This is a genomic window from Pseudomonas allii, assembly GCF_055380095.1.
In genome coordinates, this window is sequence record NZ_AP039450.1 from 5,310,867 (window position 1) to 5,331,254 (window position 20,388).

Consider the following 20,388-nt stretch of genomic DNA (forward strand, 5'->3'; position numbering starts at 1 on the left):
TGTATCGACCCCTCGCCAAAAATCTTCAAGGATGTTCGTATTCAGCCGCAGCGAAAACAAGTCAATCATCGATAAGTAGTGCAAACGAACAATGACTACAACGAAAGAGCATAGTAGCCTTCCTCAGCGCTTGAACTCAGGAGTCTGTGCATGTCCGTCCGTCGTACCAAAATCGTCGCCACCCTTGGCCCGGCCAGTAACTCGCCGGAAGTCCTCGAACAGCTGATTCTGGCTGGTTTGGACGTTGCCCGTCTGAACTTCTCCCACGGCACCCCGGACGAGCACAAGGCTCGCGCCAAGCTGGTGCGTGACCTGGCTGCCAAGCACGGCCGCTTCGTGGCACTGCTGGGTGACCTGCAAGGCCCGAAAATCCGTATCGCCAAATTCGCCAACAAGCGGATCGAGTTGAAGATCGGTGACACCTTCACCTTCTCCACCAGCCACCCGCTGACCGAAGGCAACCAACAAGTCGTGGGTATCGACTACCCGGACCTGGTCAAGGACTGCGGCGTCGGTGACGAACTGCTGCTGGACGATGGCCGCGTGGTCATGCGCGTCGATACCGCCACCGGCACCGAGCTGATCTGCACCGTAACCATCGGCGGCCCGCTGTCCGACCACAAAGGCATCAACCGTCGTGGCGGTGGCTTGACGGCACCGGCCCTGACTGAAAAAGACAAGGCTGACATCAAGCTCGCCGCCGAAATGGAAGTGGACTACCTCGCCGTGTCCTTCCCACGCGACGCCGCCGACATGGAATACGCTCGCAAACTGCGCGACGAAGCCGGCGGTACCGCCTGGCTGGTAGCGAAGATCGAACGCGCCGAAGCCGTGGCCGACGACGAAACCCTCGACGGCCTGATCAAGGCTTCCGATGCGGTGATGGTTGCCCGTGGCGACCTGGGCGTGGAAATCGGTGACGCCGAGCTGATCGGTATCCAGAAAAAGATCATCCTGCACGCACGCCGCCACAACAAAGCGGTGATCGTGGCGACCCAGATGATGGAGTCGATGATCCAGAACCCGATGCCGACCCGCGCCGAAGTGTCCGACGTGGCCAACGCCGTGCTCGACTACACCGACGCCGTGATGCTCTCGGCTGAAAGCGCCGCAGGCCCGTACCCACTGGAAGCCGTGCAGGCCATGGCGCGTATCTGCGTCGGCGCCGAAAAGCACCCGACCAGCAAGACCTCCAGCCACCGTATCGGCAAGGTGTTCGAAAGCTGCGACCAGAGCATCGCCCTGGCCGCCATGTACACCGCCAACCACTTCCCGGGCGTTAAAGCGATCATCGCCTTGACCGAAAGTGGCTACACGCCGTTGATCATGTCGCGCATCCGTTCCTCCGTGCCGATCTACGCGTTCACCCCGCACCGCGAAGCCCAGGCCCGCGCAGCGCTGTTCCGTGGCGTGTACACCATTCCGTTCGATCCGGCTTCGCTGGCACCGAACGAAGTCAGCCAGAAGGCGATCGACGAGTTGGTCAAACGCGGCGTCGTGGAGCAAGGCGACTGGGTCATCCTGACCAAGGGCGACAGCTACCACACCACCGGTGGCACCAATGGCATGAAGATCCTGCACGTGGGCGACCCGCAGGTCTGAGTGACACGCTGAAAAACAAAAGCCCCGCCATGAAAATGGCGGGGCTTTTTGCATTTCAGGGAAGCGGTTGTGTGATGCCAAAGGACCTCATCGGGGGCAAGCCCCCTCCCACCGTTTGACCGCGCCGCCGATCAAAAGTGGGAGGGGGCTTGCCCCCGATGAAGCCCGATCAACCACCACACGTTCATCGCCGGGTGATAAACGCTGACAGCGCCGCAATCGCCTCCGGCGACTTCAACCGCTGGGTGAACAAAGCGCCCTCCTCCTCGATCACCTGGCGCAACTGCTCACGATCCACACTCTTCATCAACTGCTTGGTGACCTGCACCGCCCCCGGTGCCAGGGTCTCAAAACGCTCGGCCACTTCACGCGCCTTGGCCAACGCCGCATCACCGCTGCCCAGCGCTTCGGTGGCAAGCCCCCACGCCGCGGCCTGTTCGCCGCTAAATCCCTCGCCCAGCAGCAGCAATTCGGCGGCTTTCGCGTGCCCCAGCAACCTCGGCAAAATCAGGCTGGACCCGAACTCCGGACACAGCCCCAGGTTGACGAACGGCATGCGCAGCCGCGCATCGCGGCTGATATACACCAGGTCACAATGCAGCAGCAGGGTTGTGCCAATCCCCACCGCAGCCCCCGCCACCGCAGCAATCACTGGCTTTCTGCAATTGAGCAGGCTTTTCATGAAGTGAAACGGTGGGCTGTCGAGGTCGCTGGGCGGCTGTTCGAGAAAGTCGCTGATGTCGTTGCCGGCCGTGAAGCACTCATTGCTGCCCTGGATCAGCACGCAACAGATATCCGCGTCCGCATCGGCGTGCTCCAGTGCCTCGGCCAATTGCGTGTACATGGCGCGGGTCAGAGCGTTCTTCTTGTCGGGGCGATTGAGCTGCAGGATCAGCAGCCCGCGCTCGCGCACCTGTTGGATGGCATCGGTCATGGCGATTCTCGCGGCTGGAAAAATCAGCGCTCAACCACGAGGCAGAAACACATCGGCCAGCAGTTGATTACGCGGCAACCCCGCCAGGAACAGGCGCTTGGAAAACACCTCGACGCTGGCCGGGTGTCCGCAGAGTAAGGCCAGCGTTTGCCGCGAAACAAGCCGCAGTTGCGCCAATGCCTGGGTCACCTGCGCCGCCGTCCACAGTTCCACTGACACGTTTGGATGCTGTACAGCCAACTGCGCCAAGGGTTCGGCCAGATAATGGCCTTCGGCATCATGGGCCAGGTGAATCACGCGGATGGCGCCCTGGTGATCCTGACGCAGCGCCTCACGCAACACGCCCCACAACGGCCCCAACCCAGTGCCGGACGCCAGCAGCCACAGCGGCCTTGTTTGCCAGTCCGGATCATATTGCAGCGCACCGCCGCGCAAATCACCCAGGCGCAGCCGATCACCCACCTGCAACTGCCGGGCAAGATCGCTGAATTCACCCGGCAGACGACAATCGAGATGAAACTCCAGGAATGGATCTTCCTGGGGCAAGCTCGCCAGGGAATACGGCCGCGCCACCTGCCCGGCCCACAACACCAGGTGCTGCCCAGCCCGGTAACGCAAACCTCGCTCCGGTAGCAGGCGCAGGCGCAGCACGTTCGGGCTCAGCCAATCGACACCCACCACCTGGGCCGGCAAGCCATCACGCGTCGGGTCAAACGCTTCAACGCGCAGGTCGCCAACGACCTGACACTGGCAGGCCAACCGCCAGCCGTCCTGGCGCTGCGCCGGGCTCAAGGCTTCGGGCTGCTTGTCTTCGACTTCGCCCTGGCAACGCACCAGGCAGGCATGGCAACTGCCGGCGCGGCAACTGTAAGGCACGGCAACACCCGCCTGGTTCAAGGCATCCAGCAGGTTGCTGCCGGTGGTTACCGACCAATGGCGTTCGCCGACGTACAGTTCAGGCATATAAGGACTCAGTCACAAGGGGCGCGCACAGGGAATCATGCCTGCGACAGTTTGACCATAGTCGGGTGTATCGGCCACCGCGGCGGGTTATACTGCCGCGCCTTTTTAGCGTCGCGCCTGCACCACTTTGGCGTGCCTTGGAAAGGTGGACCCAGCCGACCGATGCAACACTGGGCCCACCTTTATTGAATGTTCCCTTATAGAGGAGCGCGACTCATGACCGTAATCAAGCAAGACGACCTGATTCAGAGCGTTGCCGACGCCCTGCAATTCATTTCCTACTACCACCCCGTTGATTTCATCCAGGCCATGCACGAAGCCTACCTGCGCGAAGAATCGCCAGCAGCCCGTGACTCCATTGCCCAGATCCTGATCAACTCGCGCATGTGTGCCACCGGCCATCGCCCGATCTGCCAGGACACCGGTATCGTCACCGTGTTCGTGCGCGTGGGCATGGACGTGCGTTGGGACGGCGCCACCATGGGCCTGGACGACATGATCAACGAAGGCGTGCGTCGCGCCTACAACCTGCCGGAAAACGTCCTGCGTGCATCCATCCTCGCCGACCCGGCAGGTGCACGTAAGAACACCAAGGACAACACCCCGGCGGTCATCCACTACTCCATCGTCCCGGGTAACACCGTGGAAGTGGACGTGGCGGCCAAGGGCGGCGGTTCCGAGAACAAGTCGAAAATGGCCATGCTCAACCCGTCTGACTCGATCGTCGACTGGGTGCTCAAGACCGTTCCGACCATGGGCGCCGGCTGGTGCCCACCGGGCATGCTGGGCATCGGCATCGGCGGCACCGCCGAGAAAGCCGCAGTGATGGCCAAGGAAGTGTTGATGGAATCCATCGACATTCATGAGCTGAAAAAGCGCGGCCCGCAGAACCGTATCGAAGAAATGCGCCTGGAGCTGTTCGAGAAGGTCAACCAACTGGGCATCGGCGCCCAGGGCCTGGGTGGCCTGACCACCGTGCTCGATGTGAAGATCATGGACTACCCGACCCACGCCGCCTCCCTGCCGGTGTGCATGATCCCCAACTGCGCCGCCACCCGTCACGCGCACTTTGTGCTCGACGGTTCTGGCCCGGCGTCGCTGGAAGCGCCACCGTTGGACGCCTACCCGGAAATCGTCTGGGAAGCCGGCCCGTCGGCCCGTCGCGTCAACCTCGACACCCTGACCCCGGAAGAAGTACAGAGCTGGAAGCCGGGCGAGACCGTGTTGCTCAACGGCAAGATGCTCACCGGCCGCGACGCCGCGCACAAACGCATGGTCGAGATGCTGAACAAAGGCGAAAGCCTGCCGGTGGACCTGAAAGGTCGCTTCATCTACTACGTCGGCCCGGTTGATCCGGTGCGCGAAGAAGTGGTTGGCCCGGCAGGCCCGACCACTGCGACGCGGATGGACAAGTTCACCCGTCAGATCCTTGAGCAAACTGGCCTGCTGGGCATGATCGGCAAATCCGAACGCGGCCCGACTGCGATCGAAGCGATCAAGGACCACAAGGCCGTGTACCTGATGGCCGTCGGCGGCGCTGCTTACCTGGTGGCGCAAGCCATCAAGAAGTCGCGCGTAGTCGCGTTTGCCGAACTGGGCATGGAAGCGATCTACGAGTTCGACGTGAAGGACATGCCGGTGACCGTTGCTGTCGACAGCAAGGGCGAATCCGTGCACATCACCGGTCCTGCCATCTGGCAGAAAAAGATCAGTGAAAGCCTGGCGGTAGAAGTGCAGTAAGCGCTTCCCCTCCAAACATAAAGGCGACTGCGGCCCATGGCCCAGTCGCCTTTTTTATGGCCTGTGGAAAACGCGGCGGTTGTGACCTCTGGGCTTTCTGTGTGACCACTGGGCTTGTTGTGGCGAGCGGGCTTGTCCCGCGTTGGGTGGCGAAGCCGCCCTGAAACCTGCCACCGAGATATGCCTGACACACTGCGGTGGCCTTATTGGGGCTGCTGCGCAGCCCAACGCGGGACAAGCCCGCTCGCCACAACAGCACCGATCGCGACAGGAAGGCCGCTCCCCAACATAAACGTCGTGCATGCTATGGTGCACTCCCCTTACCGTGCCTGCCCATCACCGTATGATCGCGATCCCTCGTCCCCTGCGCCTGACCTTCTACTCCCTGCTGATCATCGCCGGCGCACTACTGGCCGCAGCCCTGGCCACTCGCCACGCCGAACGCCAGGCCCTGGTGGACGATGCCGCCCGTGCCAATCAGCAACTTGCACTCTATGCCAACTCGTTGCACACCCTGATTGAACGCTACCGCGCGTTACCCGCCGTGCTGGCGCTGGACTCGGAAATGATCAGCGCGTTGAAAGGCCCGCTGGACGCCGCCACCCAGGACGTGCTTAACCGCAAGCTCGAACGCATCAATGGCGCCGCGCAGTCCTCCACCCTGGAATTGATGGATCGCACCGGCCTGGCGGTGGCCGCCAGCAACTGGAACCTGCCGAGCAGTTATGTAGGGCATAACTATGCGTTCCGGCCTTACTTCAGCCAGACCTTGAGCCAGGGCACCGGGCGTTTTTATGCGGTGGGTGTGACGACCGGCATCCCAGGGTATTTCCTCTCCAGCGCGGTGCTGGATGAACACGAGCAGTTCCTCGGCGCCATGGTGGTCAAGCTGGAGTTCCCCGAGCTTGAGCGTGAATGGGCCCAGGGCAATGACTTGCTGCTGGTCAGCGATGCGCGGGGCATCGTGTTTATCGCCAACCAGCCCGGCTGGCGTTATCGCAACCTGCGTCCGTTGTCGGCCAACGACCTCGCCGAGCTGAAAGCCACCCGCCAATACGACAAAAAACAACTGCAGGCGCTGGAGACCCAGACGCTGCAGCGCTTTGACGAAAACAGCCACCTGATGCGCGTCAACGGCCCGGACGGCAATGCGAATTACATCTGGGAGTCCTTGCCGCTGAAAGCCGAAGGCTGGACCCTGCACCTGCTGCGCAAGCCTCAGTTCGCCTTTGAAGATCAACGCAACGCCGGCCTGGCGGCCGCCGGTTCCTGGCTGGCGTTGGTATTCCTGGTACTGTTCCTGACCCAACGCTGGCGCCTGGCACGCTTGCGCCAACGCAGCCGCGAAGAGCTTGAACAACTGGTGGAAGAGCGCACACAGGCGTTGCGCACCGCGCAGGATGGCCTGGTGCAATCGGCCAAGCTGGCGGCGCTGGGGCAGATGTCCGCCGCCCTTGCCCATGAAATCAATCAACCGCTTACCGCTCAACGCATGCAGTTGGCGACCTTGCGCCTGCTGCTGGACCACGGCCGTGTTGACGACGCCTACAAAGCCCTCACGCCGCTCGACGATATGCTCACGCGCATGGCCGCGCTCACCGGCCACCTCAAGACCTTCGCGCGCAAAAGCCCGAGCGGCCTGCGTGAACGCCTGGACCTGGCCACCGTGGTCGACCAGTCCCTGCACCTGCTCGACGCACGCCTGCGCGAAGAGGCCATCGGTGTGGTGCTGGACCTGACCCGACCCGCCTGGGTGCGCGGCGACGCCATCCGCCTGGAGCAGGTGCTGATCAACCTGCTGCGCAACGCCCTCGACGCCATGGCCGACAAACCGCGCAAACGCCTGGAAATCCGCCTGCACGCCGATCAGCAACTCTGGCAATTGACGGTGAGCGACAGCGGCGGCGGGATTGCCGAGGAGCACCTGAACAGTGTGTTCGACCCGTTCTTTACCACCAAGCCGGTGGGTGACGGCCTCGGTTTGGGGCTGGCGGTGTCCTACGCTATCGTGCACGAATTGGGTGGTCGCCTGATCGCCGGCAACCGCGGCGACGGTGCAGTCTTTACCCTGACCCTGCCCATCGCGCTGGAGACGCCCGACCTATGTTGAACGCGGTGATTGTGGTCGATGACGAAGCCAGCATTCGCACGGCTATCGAGCAATGGTTAAGCCTGTCAGGCTTTGAGGTGCAACTATTCAGTCGCGCCGAAGAATGCCTGGCGCAACTGCCCAGGGATTTCCCCGGCGTGATCCTCAGCGACGTGCGCATGCCGGGTCTCAGCGGCCTGGAACTGCTGGCCGAAGTGCAGCGCCGGGATGCCGATTTGCCGGTGATCCTGCTCACCGGCCATGGCGATGTACCGATGGCGGTCGAAGCCATGCGCGATGGCGCCTACGACTTTCTGGAAAAACCCTTCAGCCCGGATGCCCTGCTCAACAGCCTGCGCCGTGCTTTGGACAAGCGCGGGCTGATCCTGGAAAACCGTCGCCTGCATCAGCAGGCCGATCATCGGGCGCAGTTGGAATCGACACTGCTGGGCGTGTCCCGAAGCTTGCAGACCTTGCGCCGCCAGGTGCTGGACCTGGCGAGCCTGCCGGTCAACGTACTGATCCGTGGCGAGACCGGCAGCGGCAAGGAAATGGTTGCGCGTTGCCTGCATGATTTCGGCCCACGGTCAAAGAAGCCTTTTGTAGCGCTCAATTGCGCGGCGATCCCGGAACAGTTATTCGAGGCCGAGCTGTTTGGTCACGAAAGCGGCGCGTTTACCGGCGCCCAGGGTAAGCGCATCGGTAAACTGGAATACGCCCACGGCGGCACGTTGTTCCTCGATGAAATCGAAAGCATGCCGCTGGCCCAGCAGGTAAAACTGCTGCGTGTGCTGCAGGAGCAGAAGCTGGAACGGCTGGGCTCCAACCAGAGCATCCACGTGGACCTGCGCATCATCGCCGCCACCAAGCCGGACCTGCTGGAAGAAGCCCGCGCCGGGCGCTTTCGCGAAGACCTGGCGTATCGATTGAACGTCGCGCAATTGCGCTTGCCGCCCCTGCGTGAGCGTCGCGAAGATATCCCGTTGCTGTTCGATCACTTCGCACAGAGTGCCGCCGAACGCCTGGGCCGCAGCGTCGAGCCATTGAGCGGCGCGCAGTTGGGACGCTTGCTCAGCCATGACTGGCCGGGCAACGTGCGCGAGTTGGCGAACGTCGCCGAACGCCAGGTGCTGGGCCTTGGCGACCCGGAACCGGAAGGCATCGAGGCAGGACAATCCCTGGCGGCGCAGCAGGAAGCCTTCGAAGCGCATTGCCTGAAAGCTGCGCTGACTCGACACAAGGGCGATATCAAGGCAGTACTGGCCGAGCTGCAACTGCCGCGGCGTACCTTCAATGAGAAGATGCAGCGGCATGGGTTGGTGCGGGAGATGTTCCTCTAGGCGAATCCTTGTGTTGACTGGCAGGCCGCTATCGGGGGCAAGCCCCCTCCCACACTTGAGCGTGTTCACAAATCAAAATGTGGGAGGGTGCTTGCCCCCGATGAGGCCAGCAGCCATAAGCGGATTTCCGCTCACACCCTGAAAATCATCAGCGACTTTCCGCTCAAAAAATCCACCAAACCCTTCTAGACCGGGCCTTCATCCACCTGGCACAGCTCCTGCTATAGCTCGAGCCAGGCTGCGCACGCGCCGCTCCATAAAAACAACTAGATGAAGGATCCTTCAATGGATAACTCCAACGCCCTGCCTCTGGGGTCGGCGGCCGCGCCGACGAAAGAGCGCACTACCTCCAGCCGCATCAAATCGATTTTCAGTGGTTCCGTCGGCAACATGGTCGAGTGGTACGACTGGTACGTCTACGCCGCTTTCTCGCTGTACTTCGCCAAGACCTTCTTCCCCAAAGGCGACACCACCGCCCAGTTGCTCAACACCGCCGCGATCTTCGCCGTGGGCTTTTTGATGCGCCCGATCGGTGGCTGGCTGATGGGCCTGTACGCCGACAAGGTCGGCCGTAAAAAAGCCTTGATGGCCTCGGTCTACCTGATGTGCTTCGGCTCGCTGCTGATTGCCCTGAGCCCGGGCTATGAAATCATTGGTATCGGTGCGCCGATCCTGCTGGTCTTTGCCCGCTTGCTGCAGGGACTGTCGGTCGGCGGCGAATACGGCACCTCCGCCACTTACCTCAGCGAGATGGCGACCAAGGAACGTCGCGGCTTCTACTCCAGCTTCCAGTACGTGACCCTGATCTCCGGCCAGCTCATCGCCCTGGCGGTGCTGATCGTGTTGCAACAACTGCTGACCACCGAGCAACTGTATGCCTGGGGCTGGCGTATCCCGTTCGCCATCGGTGCCCTGTGCGCAGTGGTTGCGCTGTACCTGCGTCGCGGAATGGAAGAAACCGAGTCGTTCACCAAGAAGGAAAAAGCCAAGGAAAGCGCGATGCGCACCTTGATGCGCCACCCCAAGGAACTGCTGACCGTGGTCGGCCTGACCATGGGCGGTACGCTGGCGTTCTACACCTACACCACCTACATGCAGAAGTACCTGGTGAACACCGTCGGCATGAGCATTTCCGACTCCACCACCATCTCGGCGGCGACGCTGTTCCTGTTCATGTGCCTGCAACCCATTGTCGGCGGGCTGTCGGATAAGATCGGCCGGCGGCCGATCCTGATCGCCTTCGGCATCCTCGGCACCCTGTTCACCGTGCCGATCCTCACCACCCTGCACACCATCCAGACCTGGTGGGGTGCGTTCTTCCTGATCATGGCGGCGCTGATCATCGTCAGCGGCTATACCTCGATCAACGCCGTGGTGAAGGCCGAGCTGTTCCCCACCGAAATCCGCGCCCTGGGCGTGGGCCTGCCGTATGCGCTGACAGTGTCGATCTTCGGCGGCACCGCTGAATACATCGCGCTTTGGTTCAAGAGCATCGGCATGGAAACCGGTTACTACTGGTACGTGACCGCGTGCATCGCGGTGTCGCTGGTGGTCTACGTGACCATGAAGGACACCCGCAAACACTCGCGCATTACCACCGACTAAACGTCAGTTGCAGTCAACCTGTGGGAGGGGGCAAGCCCCTCCCACAGGTTGAATCAGGACAACTCGGCGATCGTCTTGCGTCCGTACCGCCGCTGCGCGTACGACGCCCCCGCAATCATCACCACCAACACCGCCGCCAAAACTGCCGACGAACCGATGGTGCCGAAATCCAACCCGCCCTTTTCATGGGGCTTGGTAAGGAAGTCACCCAAGGTCGCGCCGAACGGCCGGGTCAGTACAAACGCCACCCAGAACAACAGCACTGAAGAAATCCTGGTGAAGTATTTGAGTGCCACCACCGCCGCAATCGCCGAGCCGATCAACAACGCGCCGCCGGCAAAACCCAGCCCTGAGTCATCTGCCAGGAAATCGCCCAACGCGGTGCCCAAGGTGTTGGAGAACAGGATGGCCATCCAGTAGAACAACTCACCCCGGAAGGTCTGCACCTTGTTCACGTTCAGCGAATCGCCGCTGAGGTGCCACAACGCGAAGATGATCATCAGGATCGCGACCAGGATCATGGAGCCCGCGGCATAACCCAGCCCCAAGGTGCGGTCCATGAAGTCCGACATCGTGGTGCCTGCGGTGCTGGTGGACAGAATCACGATCCAGTACAGCACCGGGTTGTAGGTTCTCGACCGCAGCTGCGTCACCAAGGTGATCAGGAACACGCTGATCAGCATCATCGAACTGATGGCATACCCGACATTAAGGGTCATCGACAGCAAATCCCCGGCGGTTTCGCCCAGGGTGGTCGCGCAGATTTTCATGACCCAGAACGCCAGGGTGATCTGAGGAAGTTTGTTCATAAGGGGGAAGGCTCCAAAGCTCAGTCTCTCAATAGGCCGACTTATTGGGTTGTCGACAGTGGGCGCAGACTGACGGTGGAGCTGTGAAAAATAGGTGGGCGACGAATGAAAATTCCATAGTATGGCCACTTCATCGACGACCACTGCAGGAACCCCGGCCATGCCCGACGATATCCATTTCTACGAACCCGCCAACGGCCACGGCCTGCCCCATGACCCGTTCAATGCTATCGTCGGTCCACGGCCGATCGGCTGGATCTCGTCCCATGACAACGAAGGTCGCCTGAATCTGGCGCCCTACAGTTTTTTCAATGCGTTCAACTACATTCCGCCGATCATTGGATTCTCCAGCGTCGGGCGCAAAGACAGCCTGAACAACATCGAGCAGACCGGCGAGTTTGTGTGGAACCTGGCCACCCGCCCGTTGGCCGAGCAGATGAACCAGAGTTGTGCTCCGGTATCACCGGACGTGAATGAATTCGAATTGTCCGGCCTGACGCCGGTGGCTTCGAAAATCGTTGGCGTACCACGGGTGGGCGAGAGCCCGGTGTCGTTCGAATGCAAGGTGACACAGATCATCCAGCTGCAACGTGCCGACAAAGAGTTGGTGCCGAGCTGGCTGGTGCTTGGCGAGGTAGTCGCGGTGCATATCGCCAAGTGGCTGCTCAAGGATGGCATCTACGACACCGCCGCCGCCGAGCCGATTTTGCGCGGTGGCGGACCGGCGGATTACTTCCAGTTGGGCCCAGAGGCCCTGTTCAAGATGTATCGCCCAGGCGCCGGCAAACCTTGACTGAAATACAATAAAACGTGGGAGGGGGCTTGCCCCCGATGGCAATGGCACATTCAACATCTTTGTTGACTGACACACTGCTATCGGGTTCAAGCCCCCTCCCACATTGGACTGTCGGTGTTGCTCAGTTGGCGGCGCTCGCCCAGGTCAGCTGACCCTCTTCATCCACACCGATCAGCCGTTCAAGCTGCACAGTGGCTGCATCGTCAGCATCGGAGGCCGTCTTGAACGTCTGTCCGTCAAGGATCTTGTGAAACTGCGGGGCGCCCATGCCATCGAGTGCCTTGACGGCGACGGCGGCGCTGTAGCCCCCTTCACCCGGTACTACGGCGGATACGGCTTCGTGGTGGGCAAATTGTTTACGTGCCATGTTGCAGGTCCTGGCCAATGGAAAGTCGGCCATTCTAGACCTTCAGCTGGCGAGTTGCAGGTACTCGCCGTAGGCGTGTGCGGCGGATGCATCGGTAAAGGTCTGGAAGTCCATGCTGCGCACGACCATGTCGTTCAACAGCTCGGTAAAGATCATCAGCGCTGGAGAATTGAAGTAGGCGCTCATGGCCTGTTCACTGCTCCAGAAACCGGAGATCAACCATACATCGGGATCGACCTGGGAATGCTGCAACGAGAATTGCAGGCAACCCTGAGCCTGGCCGCCCGGTTCGATCAAACTGCTCAAGCGTGCACCGAGTTCGGTGCTGCACCCGCTGCGGGCGCGGATAAAGGCCATATGGCTCGCGGGAATGGGGGTGGACATGTTCGACTCTCCCGTTGAGAAGTGATGCTCGGCAAGCACTGTGAGGGCGTGTTGCCACAGGATCAAAGATAACGGCGCGGGTAGTCGCGCGGTTAGTCAATTCCTGTCGGCTTATTGCACAATCCTGCGAGAAGCGTAGGGAGGACGTCTGGCACAGCGGTTTTATTCCAGGGCCCAACCCCTTGTTTCAGGGAGATGACAGGTGCCGTGATTGCCTGATTCACGATGTATCGCAGGATCAGGCAAGGATTGTGCAGAATCGACGTAACACTGTTTGAAAAGCCGCCGCTAAGCTGAACCCATCGAAGTAGCCCGTAGAGGACGTTCCATGTCGTCGCCCGAACATAAAGCCATCCCCCTCGACGCCGAGATGGAAAAACAGCGCGCCGAACTGGCCAGCATCGTGCACCGGCATACCTGGGAGGACGGTTCCTACGGTACGGCCATCACCACCCTGTTTCTGAACCGCCACAACACCCCGCGCGACTTCATGCCGGTGCTGGTGGAACCGGCCCTGTGCATCCTCGCCAGTGGCAGCAAGGAAGTGCGCCTGGCCGACGAGATCTTTGCCTACGACCCGCTCAACTACCTGGTGTTCTCGGTGGCGATGCCGGTGGCCGGGCGGATCATCGATGCTACGCCGGAGGACCCGAACCTGTCGGTGCGCATCAACATCGACCCGGCGCAGCTCACGGCGCTGATTGCCGAGGCCGGCCCGATGGGCGTGCCATCGCGCCCGACTTCTCGCGGCATGTACGTCGACCGCATTGATAGCCAACTGCTGGACGCCGTACTGCGACTGGCCCGCCTGTTGGATACGCCGAAAGACATCACCATGCTCGCGCCGTTGATCAACCGCGAAATTCTTTACCGATTATTGCGTGGGCCGCAGGGCTATCGGCTGTATGAAATCGCCGTGGCCAACAGTCAGAGCCATCGGGTCAGCCAGGCGATCAAGTGGTTGAACGGCAACTACGAACAACCGCTGCGCATCGATGACCTGGCCAAGGAAGTGAACCTGAGCGTCTCGACCCTGCACCACCGTTTCAAGGCGATCACCGCCATGAGCCCGTTGCAATACCAGAAGCAGTTGCGCTTGCAGGAGGCGCGGCGCTTGATGATTGCCGAAGGCTTGGAAGCGTCGGCAGCCGGGTATCGCGTGGGGTATGAAAGCCCATCGCAATTCAGCCGGGAGTACAGCCGATTGTTTGGCGCACCGCCGTTGCGCGACCTGGCCCGGTTGCGCCAGAGCATCTGAGCCAATGACGATCAACATGTGGGAGGGGCTTGCCTCCTCCCACACTGGGACCGCTTGTGTTCAGTCTAATCCGCGCGGCAGCTGCAGGGTCACGCGCAAGCCACCCTCACGCAAATTCTGCAAACTCACTTCACCGCCATGGCTGTGCGCAATGTTGCGCGCAATCCCCAGGCCCAAGCCGTAACCCTGTTGCTGCCCGGCGAGGCGGAAGTGTGGCTCGAAGACTTGCTCCAGGCGCTGCTCCGGCACGCCGGGCCCCTCGTCGTCCACATGCAGGACGAACTCCGCGCCATCGTCCTCGATGTGCAGATGGGCGTTCTGCCCATACTTCAAGGCATTGTCGATCAGGTTGCCGATGCAGCGCTTGAGCGCCAGCGGCTTGCCCGGATACGCCGCCAGGGCAGCACCGTCCAGCGTGACCCGGCCGTTGCCGTTGGGTGCCACGTAAGGCTCCACCAGGCATTCGAGAACATGATTGAGGTCCACCGGCTCGATGTTCTCGTGGATATCCGTGTCCTTCACGCATTGCAGCGCGCCCTTCACCAGCAACTCCAGTTCATCCAGGTCGCGGCCGAACTTGGTTTGCAGGTTTTCGTCTTCCAGCAGTTCCACGCGCAGGCGCAGGCGGGTGATCGGTGTGCGCAAGTCGTGGGAAATCGCACTGAACAACTGGCTGCGCTCGGTCAGGTAGCGGCTGATACGCTCACGCATGGCATTGAAGGCACGGCCCACTTCCACCACTTCGCTGCCACCGCCTTCGGCCACCGGTTCCACGTCGGCCCCCAGGGACATATCCCGCGCCGCCCGCGCCAAACGCTTGAGCGGTCGACTTTGCCAGTGCACCAGCAGGCCGATGAACAACAGCAAAAAGCCGCTGGTCAACACGATGAACCACACCTGCTGGGACGGCAGGCCTTGCTCTTCAAGGCTGGTGTAGGGCTCGGGCAACAGCGAGGCGATGTACAGCCATTCGCCCTGGGCCAGTTGGATCTGGGTGACCAGCACCGGCGGGTTCACCGGTTCCAGGGTTAGCGCGTAGTGGGCCCAGGAACGCGGCAGCTCATCGAGTTTCAGGCCGGCATTGAAGATGCGCAGGTCTTCGGCGCTGACGAACTCCACCGACATATGCACATCGGCGCCCAGGGTCTGCTTCAGCACCTCATCCACCGCTTCAAGCACCGCCTGTTTGCGCGGGGTCTGCGGCAGGATGGCCATGTCCAGCGGCCGGTCATTGAGGGTCACCACGAAACGCGTGCCGCCCATGCTACGCAGTTGATCGAGCACCAGCGGGCGGTAGGCCACCGGCAACGAACGGAAATAACTCACGCTGGCGGTCATCGAATGCGCCAGGCTGCGGGCGCTGGTGACCAGGCCTTCGAGCTGGGTGGCGCGCAATTGCGAGACCCAGATCACGCTGGACAGCGCCTGGGCGAACAGCACCGCCAGCAGCGTCAGCAGCAGCATGCGCCCCAGCAGCGAACGCGGCACCGGGAAACGCCGGCGGTGTTCGGTCAAATGCTCAGTGGACATTGCCGGCAACCACGCTGGCTGCCAGTTGATAACCACTGCCCCGCACGGTGCGGATCAGACGAGGGGGCTTTTCGGTGTCGCGCAGGCGTTGGCGCAGGCGGCTGACGGCCATGTCGACGATGCGATCCAGCGGCATCAGGTCGCGACCCCGGGTGGCGTTGCCGATGGTGTCGCGGTCGAGGATCTGCTGCGGATGGTCGAGAAACAATTTGAGCAAGGCAAAGTCGGCGCCGGAGAGGATCACTTCTTCGCCGTCCACATGGAACAGGCGGTGGCTGATCATATCCAGCCGCCACTCATCGAATACCAGCACTTCGCCGCCGCTGCTGCGCTCCTGGCCGAACTGGCAACGGCGCAACAAGGCCTTGATCCGCGCTTGCAACTCGCGAGGGCTGAAGGGTTTGCCGATGTAGTCGTCGGCGCCCAGCTCCAGGCCGATCACACGGTCGGCCTCGTCCGAACTGGCGGTGAGCATGATGATCGGCACCTGCGCCTGGCGCGGGTGCTGGCGGATCCAGCGGCAAAGGCTGAAACCGTCTTCGTCCGGCAACATCACATCGAGGATGACCAGGTCGCACGGCGCCTCGTTCATCGCCTGGCGGAACCCCGCGCCATCCGGCACGCCACGCACCTGGAAACCGGCACGACTGAGGTAGGTCTGCAGCAATTCGCGGATTTCCTGGTCGTCGTCGACCAGGAGGATCGATTTACTGATTACGCTCACGGGGTCCTCCTTGTTGTTATGGGGTGTTATTGATGGCCTCATCGGGGGGCAAGCCCCCTCCCACATTGGAATGCGTTCCAAATGTGGGAGGGGGCTTGCCCCCCGATGAGGCCATCATTCCCTATGCAAAAGCCTGTTCCAACGCGACGCCAGCCCCGGTCAACCCGGAATACGGCGCCGTCACCAACCACACCGGAATGCCCTTGAAGTAGTCGCTCATGCAGCCTTTGTCGGCAAAGCTCTTGGCAAAACCGCTGTGGATAAAGAAGTCGGCAAACCTCGGTATCACCCCGCCCACGATGTACACACCACCGCGTCCTCCGGTGGTCAGCACATTGTTACCGGCTACGCGGCCCAGCCAGATGCTGAACTGGTCCAACACCTCCATCGCCACCGTGTCACCGGCCAGGCCGGCGGCCGTGATGGCTTCGGGCGTTTCCAGTACCGGCGCATGGCCGTCGACTGCACAAATCGCCCGGTACAGACGCGGCAACCCACCACCGCTCAAAGCGGTTTCAGCGCTGACATGCCCGATCTCGGTGTAGATATGCTGCCACAGTTGGGTTTCCCGAGGGCTGCTCAGCGGCAGGTCGACATGCCCGCCTTCCCCCGGCAGCGCCGCAAAGCGGCCACCGCCCAAGTCCAGCAATGTACCGACCCCCAGGCCAGTGCCCGGACCGATCACAACCGCAGGCCGCAACGGCTCCGGCGTGCCTTCGCAGACCACGCGGAATTCGTCGGGCTTGAGGCGGGTCATGCCCAGGGCCATGGCCGAGAAATCATTGACCAACAGCAGATCATCCACCTGCAATGTCTTGCAAAACGCAGTCTTGCTCAGGCGCCAGTGGTTGTTGGTGAATTTAAATTCATCTCCGCTCACCGGACCAGCGACGGAAAGACACACCGCGCCGATGTCCCCGATTTCCAGGCCTTCCTCCTTGAGGTAAACCTTGATAGCGGCCTCAGGGCTGGAATGATCCGCCGTGGCATGCACGCGGATCGAATGCAGTTCCTGATCCCGCCACAACGCAAAACGGGCATTGGTGCCCCCGATGTCACCGACCAGCGCTAACTTCACTTAAGCGTCTCCAAGGCAGAGGTAAAGGCGCTGGCGCCCTGCTCTGCGGAGCTTGCGGCCAAGCGCATAAATGCAAACAGCTCGCGACCGGCCCCCACGTTATTGCCCAACAGGCCCGTGGCAGGCGCGCGCGCTGCAAATTCTTCGGCGTCCACCTTAAGCTCCAGGGTGCCCTTCACGCCATCCACGCGAATGATATCGCCATCGCGCACCCGCGCCAGTGGCCCGCCGCTCTGGGCTTCGGGGTTGACGTGAATCGCGGCGGGGATCTTACCCGACGCGCCCGACATACGCCCATCTGTTACCAGCGCGACCTTGAAGCCACGGTCCTGCAACACACCGAGGAACGGGGTCATCTTGTGCAATTCGGGCATGCCATTGGAGCGCGGGCCCTGGAAGCGCATCACCGCGACGAAGTCTTTTTCCAACTGGCCGGCCTTGAACGCGTCGGCCAGGTCCTGCTGGTCTTGGAACACCACGGCAGGTGCTTCGACAATCTGGTGCTCGAGGGCCACGGCCGAGACTTTCATCACGCCACGCCCCAGGTTGCCTTCCATCACGCGCAAGCCGCCCTCGGGCGAGAACGCACGGGCCACGGGGCGCAGGATGCTTTCGTCGAGGCTCTCGATGGGGCCGTCGCGCCAGATCAGCTCACCGTCGACCAGGAACGGTTCCTGGGTGTAGCGGCTCAGGCCCTTGCCGGCCACGGTGTTGACGTCTTCGTGGAGCAGGCCGGCTTCGAGCAGTTCACGGATCAGGAACGACATGCCGCCCGCCGCCTGGAAGTGGTTGATGTCGGCCTTGCCGTTCGGATACACGTGGGACAGGGTCGGCACCACCTCGGAAAGGTCGGCCATGTCGTCCCACGTGAGGATGATGCCCGCCGACATGGCGATGGCCGGCATGTGCAGGGTGTGGTTGGTCGAGCCGCCGGTGGCATTGAGCGCGATGATGGAGTTGACGATGGATTTCTCGTCGACGATCTCGCCGATTGGCGTGAAGTTGCCGTTGGCCTTGGTCAGGCGCGTGACCTGGTGCGCGGCTTCGCGGGTCAGCGCATCACGCAGCGGCGTGTACGGGTTGACGAACGAGGCGCCCGGCAGGTGCAGGCCCATGACTTCCATCAGCAACTGGTTGGTGTTGGCGGTGCCGTAGAAGGTGCAGGTGCCGGGGCTGTGGTAGGACTTCATCTCCGACTCCAGCAGCTCTTCGCGGGTGGCCTTGCCTTCAGCGTAGCGCTGGCGCACATCGGCCTTCTGCTTGTTGGAAATGCCCGACGGCATCGGCCCGCCCGGTACGAAGATCATCGGCAGGTGACCGTAGCGCAGCGCGCCCATCATCAGGCCGGGGACGATCTTGTCGCAGATGCCCAGCATCAAGGCCGCGTCGAACATGTTGTGGGACAGCGCTACCGCCGTGGACATGGCGATGACTTCACGGCTGAGCAGGCTCAGCTCCATACCGGGCTCGCCCTGGGTCACGCCGTCGCACATCGCGGGAGTGCCGCCGGCGAACTGGCCGACCGAGCCGACTTCGCGCAGGGCTTTCTTGATCTGTTCAGGGAAATGTTCGTACGGCTGGTGCGCCGAGAGCATGTCGTTATATGACGAAACAATTGCCACGTTGGCGGCATTCATCATGCGCAGGCTATTTTTATCTTCAGTGCCGCAACCGGCCACGCCGTGGGCAAAGTTGGCGCATTGCAGCTTGCCGCGCATCGGACCGTCGCTGGCTGCGCCGCGAATGAGCGCAAGGTAAGCCTCGCGGGTGGCGCGGCTGCGGGCGATAAGCCGTTCGGTGACCTCAAGGACGCGGGGATGCATGTGTAGAACTCCAGGCTAACGGATGTGGCGACCTGAGTGTCTATGCTGATCAAACGCCCGCAGCGCATGGGATGGCAGGGAGTCGTTTGGATCATCGGACCAGTTGATTCAGGTCACTCGTTGTAGATTGAACAAAATATTGCCACTAAAAAGGCTTGTTTTCTATTTTTATGCGAATAATCTTGTAATTCTTACAACAAATCGACGACAGGCACTTTCCAATGACTCTTCGTATCGCAATCAATGGTTTTGGCCGTATCGGCCGTAATGTCCTGCGCGCACTGTATACCCAAGGCTACCGCCAGGATTTGCAGATCGTCGCCATCAACGATCTGGGCGACAGTTCGATCAATGCCCACCTGCTCAAATACGACACCGTACATGGCACTTTCGAAGCAGAGGTCGCCCACGATCAGGAAAGCCTGACCGTCAATGGCGACCGGATTGCCGTCAGTGCCATTCGCAACCCGGCCGACCTGCCCTGGGCCGCGCACAAGATCGACGTGGTGTTCGAATGCACCGGCCTGTTCACCGAACGTGACAAGGCTGCCGCCCATATTACCGCCGGCGCGCGCAAGGTGATCATCTCGGCACCGGCCAAGGGCGCGGACGCCACCGTGGTCTACGGCGTCAACCATGACATTCTGCGTCAATCCCACCAGATCATCTCCAACGCCTCGTGCACCACCAACTGCCTGGCGCCTGTGGCTCAAGTGCTGCACCGCGAGCTGGGTATCGAAAGCGGCCTGATGACCACCATCCACGCCTACACCAATGACCAGAACCTGACCGATGTCTACCACACCGACCCGTACCGCGCGCGTTCGGCCACCCAGAACATGATCCCGAGCAAGACCGGCGCCGCCGAAGCGGTAGGCCTGGTGCTGCCGGAGCTGGCGGGTAAGCTGACCGGCATGGCGGTACGGGTGCCGGTGATCAACGTGTCGCTGGTGGACCTCACCGTACAACTGAAGAAAGAAGCCACGGCGCAAGAAGTCAACGCGCTGCTCAAAGAAGCCAGCCAGCACTCGAAGATCCTCGGCTACAACACCTTGCCGCTGGTTTCCAGTGACTTCAACCACAACCCGCTGTCGTCGATCTTCGATGCCAATCACACCAAAGTCAGCGGTAAATTGCTGAAAGTGCTGGCCTGGTACGATAACGAGTGGGGCTTCTCCAACCGTATGCTGGATAACTGCCTGGCACTGTGCAACGCCGAGTAATGTGAGTTGTGCGGGCCTTGTGAAGGGGCTTGTGTGGGAGGGGGCTTGCCCCCGATAGCGGCGGGCCAGTCAACTTATGTTGTGACTGATCCACTGCCATCGGGGCCAAGCCCCCTCCCACAT

Annotated in this window: 17 protein-coding genes; 8 read left to right on the plus strand and 9 right to left on the minus strand. The window is 61.6% G+C overall.

What is annotated here, in order from left to right:
* Window positions 1-150: 150 nt before the first annotated feature.
* Window positions 151-1,602, plus strand: coding sequence for a pyruvate kinase (gene pyk / locus ACZ445_RS24325; protein ID WP_058423290.1), 1,452 nt, complete (start codon window positions 151-153; stop codon window positions 1,600-1,602).
* Between the two features lie 184 nt (window positions 1,603-1,786).
* On the opposite strand, the gene ACZ445_RS24330 is transcribed toward pyk, so the two are convergent.
* Window positions 1,787-2,536, minus strand: coding sequence for an enoyl-CoA hydratase-related protein (locus tag ACZ445_RS24330; protein WP_310863624.1), 750 nt, complete (start codon window positions 2,534-2,536; stop codon window positions 1,787-1,789).
* Between the two features lie 30 nt (window positions 2,537-2,566).
* Window positions 2,567-3,499 (minus strand): iron-sulfur-binding ferredoxin reductase, encoded by a 933-nt coding sequence (locus tag ACZ445_RS24335; RefSeq protein ID WP_058423292.1) that lies wholly within the window; start codon window positions 3,497-3,499, stop codon window positions 2,567-2,569.
* 216 nt (window positions 3,500-3,715) lie between these two features.
* Between ACZ445_RS24335 and ACZ445_RS24340 the strand changes: the two genes are divergently transcribed.
* The 4 genes from ACZ445_RS24340 (at window position 3,716) to ACZ445_RS24355 (ending at window position 10,273) form a co-directional block, all read left to right on the plus strand.
* Window positions 3,716-5,239, plus strand: a complete 1,524-nt coding sequence (locus ACZ445_RS24340) for a fumarate hydratase (protein ID WP_027605509.1) — start codon at window positions 3,716-3,718, stop codon at window positions 5,237-5,239.
* A 343-nt stretch (window positions 5,240-5,582) separates the two neighbouring features.
* Complete coding sequence (locus tag ACZ445_RS24345) at window positions 5,583-7,349, plus strand: sensor histidine kinase (protein WP_058423293.1); 1,767 nt, start codon at window positions 5,583-5,585, stop codon at window positions 7,347-7,349.
* Window positions 7,343-8,668 carry a sigma-54-dependent transcriptional regulator gene (locus tag ACZ445_RS24350; RefSeq protein WP_058423294.1) on the plus strand — a complete coding sequence of 442 codons (1,326 nt, stop codon included), beginning with the start codon at window positions 7,343-7,345 and terminating at the stop codon, window positions 8,666-8,668. The genes ACZ445_RS24345 and ACZ445_RS24350 overlap by 7 nt, the downstream gene beginning before the upstream one ends.
* A gap of 285 nt (window positions 8,669-8,953) precedes the next feature.
* Window positions 8,954-10,273, plus strand: a complete 1,320-nt coding sequence (locus ACZ445_RS24355) for an MFS transporter (protein WP_058423295.1) — start codon at window positions 8,954-8,956, stop codon at window positions 10,271-10,273.
* Between the two features lie 53 nt (window positions 10,274-10,326).
* Here ACZ445_RS24355 and ACZ445_RS24360 read toward each other — a convergent pair whose 3' ends face one another.
* Window positions 10,327-11,082 carry a COG4705 family protein gene (locus tag ACZ445_RS24360; protein ID WP_058423296.1) on the minus strand — a complete coding sequence of 252 codons (756 nt, stop codon included), beginning with the start codon at window positions 11,080-11,082 and terminating at the stop codon, window positions 10,327-10,329.
* A 160-nt stretch (window positions 11,083-11,242) separates the two neighbouring features.
* Between ACZ445_RS24360 and ACZ445_RS24365 the strand changes: the two genes are divergently transcribed.
* The gene (locus ACZ445_RS24365) at window positions 11,243-11,875 is read left to right on the plus strand and encodes a flavin reductase family protein (RefSeq protein ID WP_179029225.1); all 633 of its coding nucleotides are present in this window, start codon (window positions 11,243-11,245) and stop codon (window positions 11,873-11,875) included.
* 124 nt (window positions 11,876-11,999) lie between these two features.
* Here the strand turns inward: ACZ445_RS24365 and ACZ445_RS24370 are convergent, their stop codons facing one another.
* On the minus strand, window positions 12,000-12,245 hold the full coding sequence (locus tag ACZ445_RS24370) for a hypothetical protein (RefSeq protein WP_058423298.1): 246 nt from the start codon (window positions 12,243-12,245) through the stop codon (window positions 12,000-12,002).
* Between the two features lie 42 nt (window positions 12,246-12,287).
* Entirely contained in the window at window positions 12,288-12,629 is a 342-nt protein-coding gene (locus tag ACZ445_RS24375) for an antibiotic biosynthesis monooxygenase family protein (protein ID WP_464707662.1), read from the minus strand.
* A 328-nt stretch (window positions 12,630-12,957) separates the two neighbouring features.
* Between ACZ445_RS24375 and ACZ445_RS24380 the strand changes: the two genes are divergently transcribed.
* Window positions 12,958-13,887 carry an AraC family transcriptional regulator gene (locus ACZ445_RS24380; RefSeq protein ID WP_310863627.1) on the plus strand — a complete coding sequence of 310 codons (930 nt, stop codon included), beginning with the start codon at window positions 12,958-12,960 and terminating at the stop codon, window positions 13,885-13,887.
* Window positions 13,888-13,947: 60 nt separating this feature from the next.
* Here the strand turns inward: ACZ445_RS24380 and ACZ445_RS24385 are convergent, their stop codons facing one another.
* From ACZ445_RS24385 to edd, 4 genes are all read right to left on the minus strand, one after another.
* Window positions 13,948-15,375, minus strand: a complete 1,428-nt coding sequence (locus ACZ445_RS24385) for an ATP-binding protein (protein WP_201026011.1) — start codon at window positions 15,373-15,375, stop codon at window positions 13,948-13,950.
* Window positions 15,376-15,406: 31 nt separating this feature from the next.
* Complete coding sequence (locus ACZ445_RS24390; protein WP_464707664.1) at window positions 15,407-16,141, minus strand: response regulator; 735 nt, start codon at window positions 16,139-16,141, stop codon at window positions 15,407-15,409.
* Window positions 16,142-16,262: 121 nt separating this feature from the next.
* Window positions 16,263-17,219, minus strand: a complete 957-nt coding sequence (locus ACZ445_RS24395) for a glucokinase (protein WP_464707665.1) — start codon at window positions 17,217-17,219, stop codon at window positions 16,263-16,265.
* Window positions 17,216-19,042 (minus strand): phosphogluconate dehydratase, encoded by a 1,827-nt coding sequence (edd, locus tag ACZ445_RS24400; RefSeq protein WP_058426788.1) that lies wholly within the window; start codon window positions 19,040-19,042, stop codon window positions 17,216-17,218. The genes ACZ445_RS24395 and edd overlap by 4 nt, the downstream gene beginning before the upstream one ends.
* A 221-nt stretch (window positions 19,043-19,263) precedes the next feature.
* On the opposite strand from edd, the gene gap reads away from it, so the two are divergent.
* Entirely contained in the window at window positions 19,264-20,265 is a 1,002-nt protein-coding gene (gap, locus tag ACZ445_RS24405) for a type I glyceraldehyde-3-phosphate dehydrogenase (protein WP_464707667.1), read from the plus strand.
* Window positions 20,266-20,388: the final 123 nt, after the last annotated feature.

Excerpts from the sequence above, each read along its gene's own strand:
- ACZ445_RS24335 (WP_058423292.1), bottom strand. The coding sequence starts at position 3,499 with ATGCCTGAACTGTACGTCGGCGAACGCCATTGGTCGGTAACCACCGGC.
- ACZ445_RS24355 (WP_058423295.1), top strand. The coding sequence starts at position 8,954 with ATGGATAACTCCAACGCCCTGCCTCTGGGGTCGGCGGCCGCGCCGACG.
- ACZ445_RS24350 (WP_058423294.1), top strand. The coding sequence starts at position 7,343 with ATGTTGAACGCGGTGATTGTGGTCGATGACGAAGCCAGCATTCGCACG.
- gap (WP_464707667.1), top strand. The coding sequence starts at position 19,264 with ATGACTCTTCGTATCGCAATCAATGGTTTTGGCCGTATCGGCCGTAAT.
- ACZ445_RS24345 (WP_058423293.1), top strand. The coding sequence starts at position 5,583 with ATGATCGCGATCCCTCGTCCCCTGCGCCTGACCTTCTACTCCCTGCTG.
- ACZ445_RS24365 (WP_179029225.1), top strand. The coding sequence starts at position 11,243 with ATGCCCGACGATATCCATTTCTACGAACCCGCCAACGGCCACGGCCTG.
- edd (WP_058426788.1), bottom strand. The coding sequence starts at position 19,042 with ATGCATCCCCGCGTCCTTGAGGTCACCGAACGGCTTATCGCCCGCAGC.
- ACZ445_RS24330 (WP_310863624.1), bottom strand. The coding sequence starts at position 2,536 with ATGACCGATGCCATCCAACAGGTGCGCGAGCGCGGGCTGCTGATCCTG.
- ACZ445_RS24380 (WP_310863627.1), top strand. The coding sequence starts at position 12,958 with ATGTCGTCGCCCGAACATAAAGCCATCCCCCTCGACGCCGAGATGGAA.
- pyk (WP_058423290.1), top strand. The coding sequence starts at position 151 with ATGTCCGTCCGTCGTACCAAAATCGTCGCCACCCTTGGCCCGGCCAGT.
- ACZ445_RS24340 (WP_027605509.1), top strand. The coding sequence starts at position 3,716 with ATGACCGTAATCAAGCAAGACGACCTGATTCAGAGCGTTGCCGACGCC.
- ACZ445_RS24370 (WP_058423298.1), bottom strand. The coding sequence starts at position 12,245 with ATGGCACGTAAACAATTTGCCCACCACGAAGCCGTATCCGCCGTAGTA.
- ACZ445_RS24375 (WP_464707662.1), bottom strand. The coding sequence starts at position 12,629 with ATGTCCACCCCCATTCCCGCGAGCCATATGGCCTTTATCCGCGCCCGC.
- ACZ445_RS24360 (WP_058423296.1), bottom strand. The coding sequence starts at position 11,082 with ATGAACAAACTTCCTCAGATCACCCTGGCGTTCTGGGTCATGAAAATC.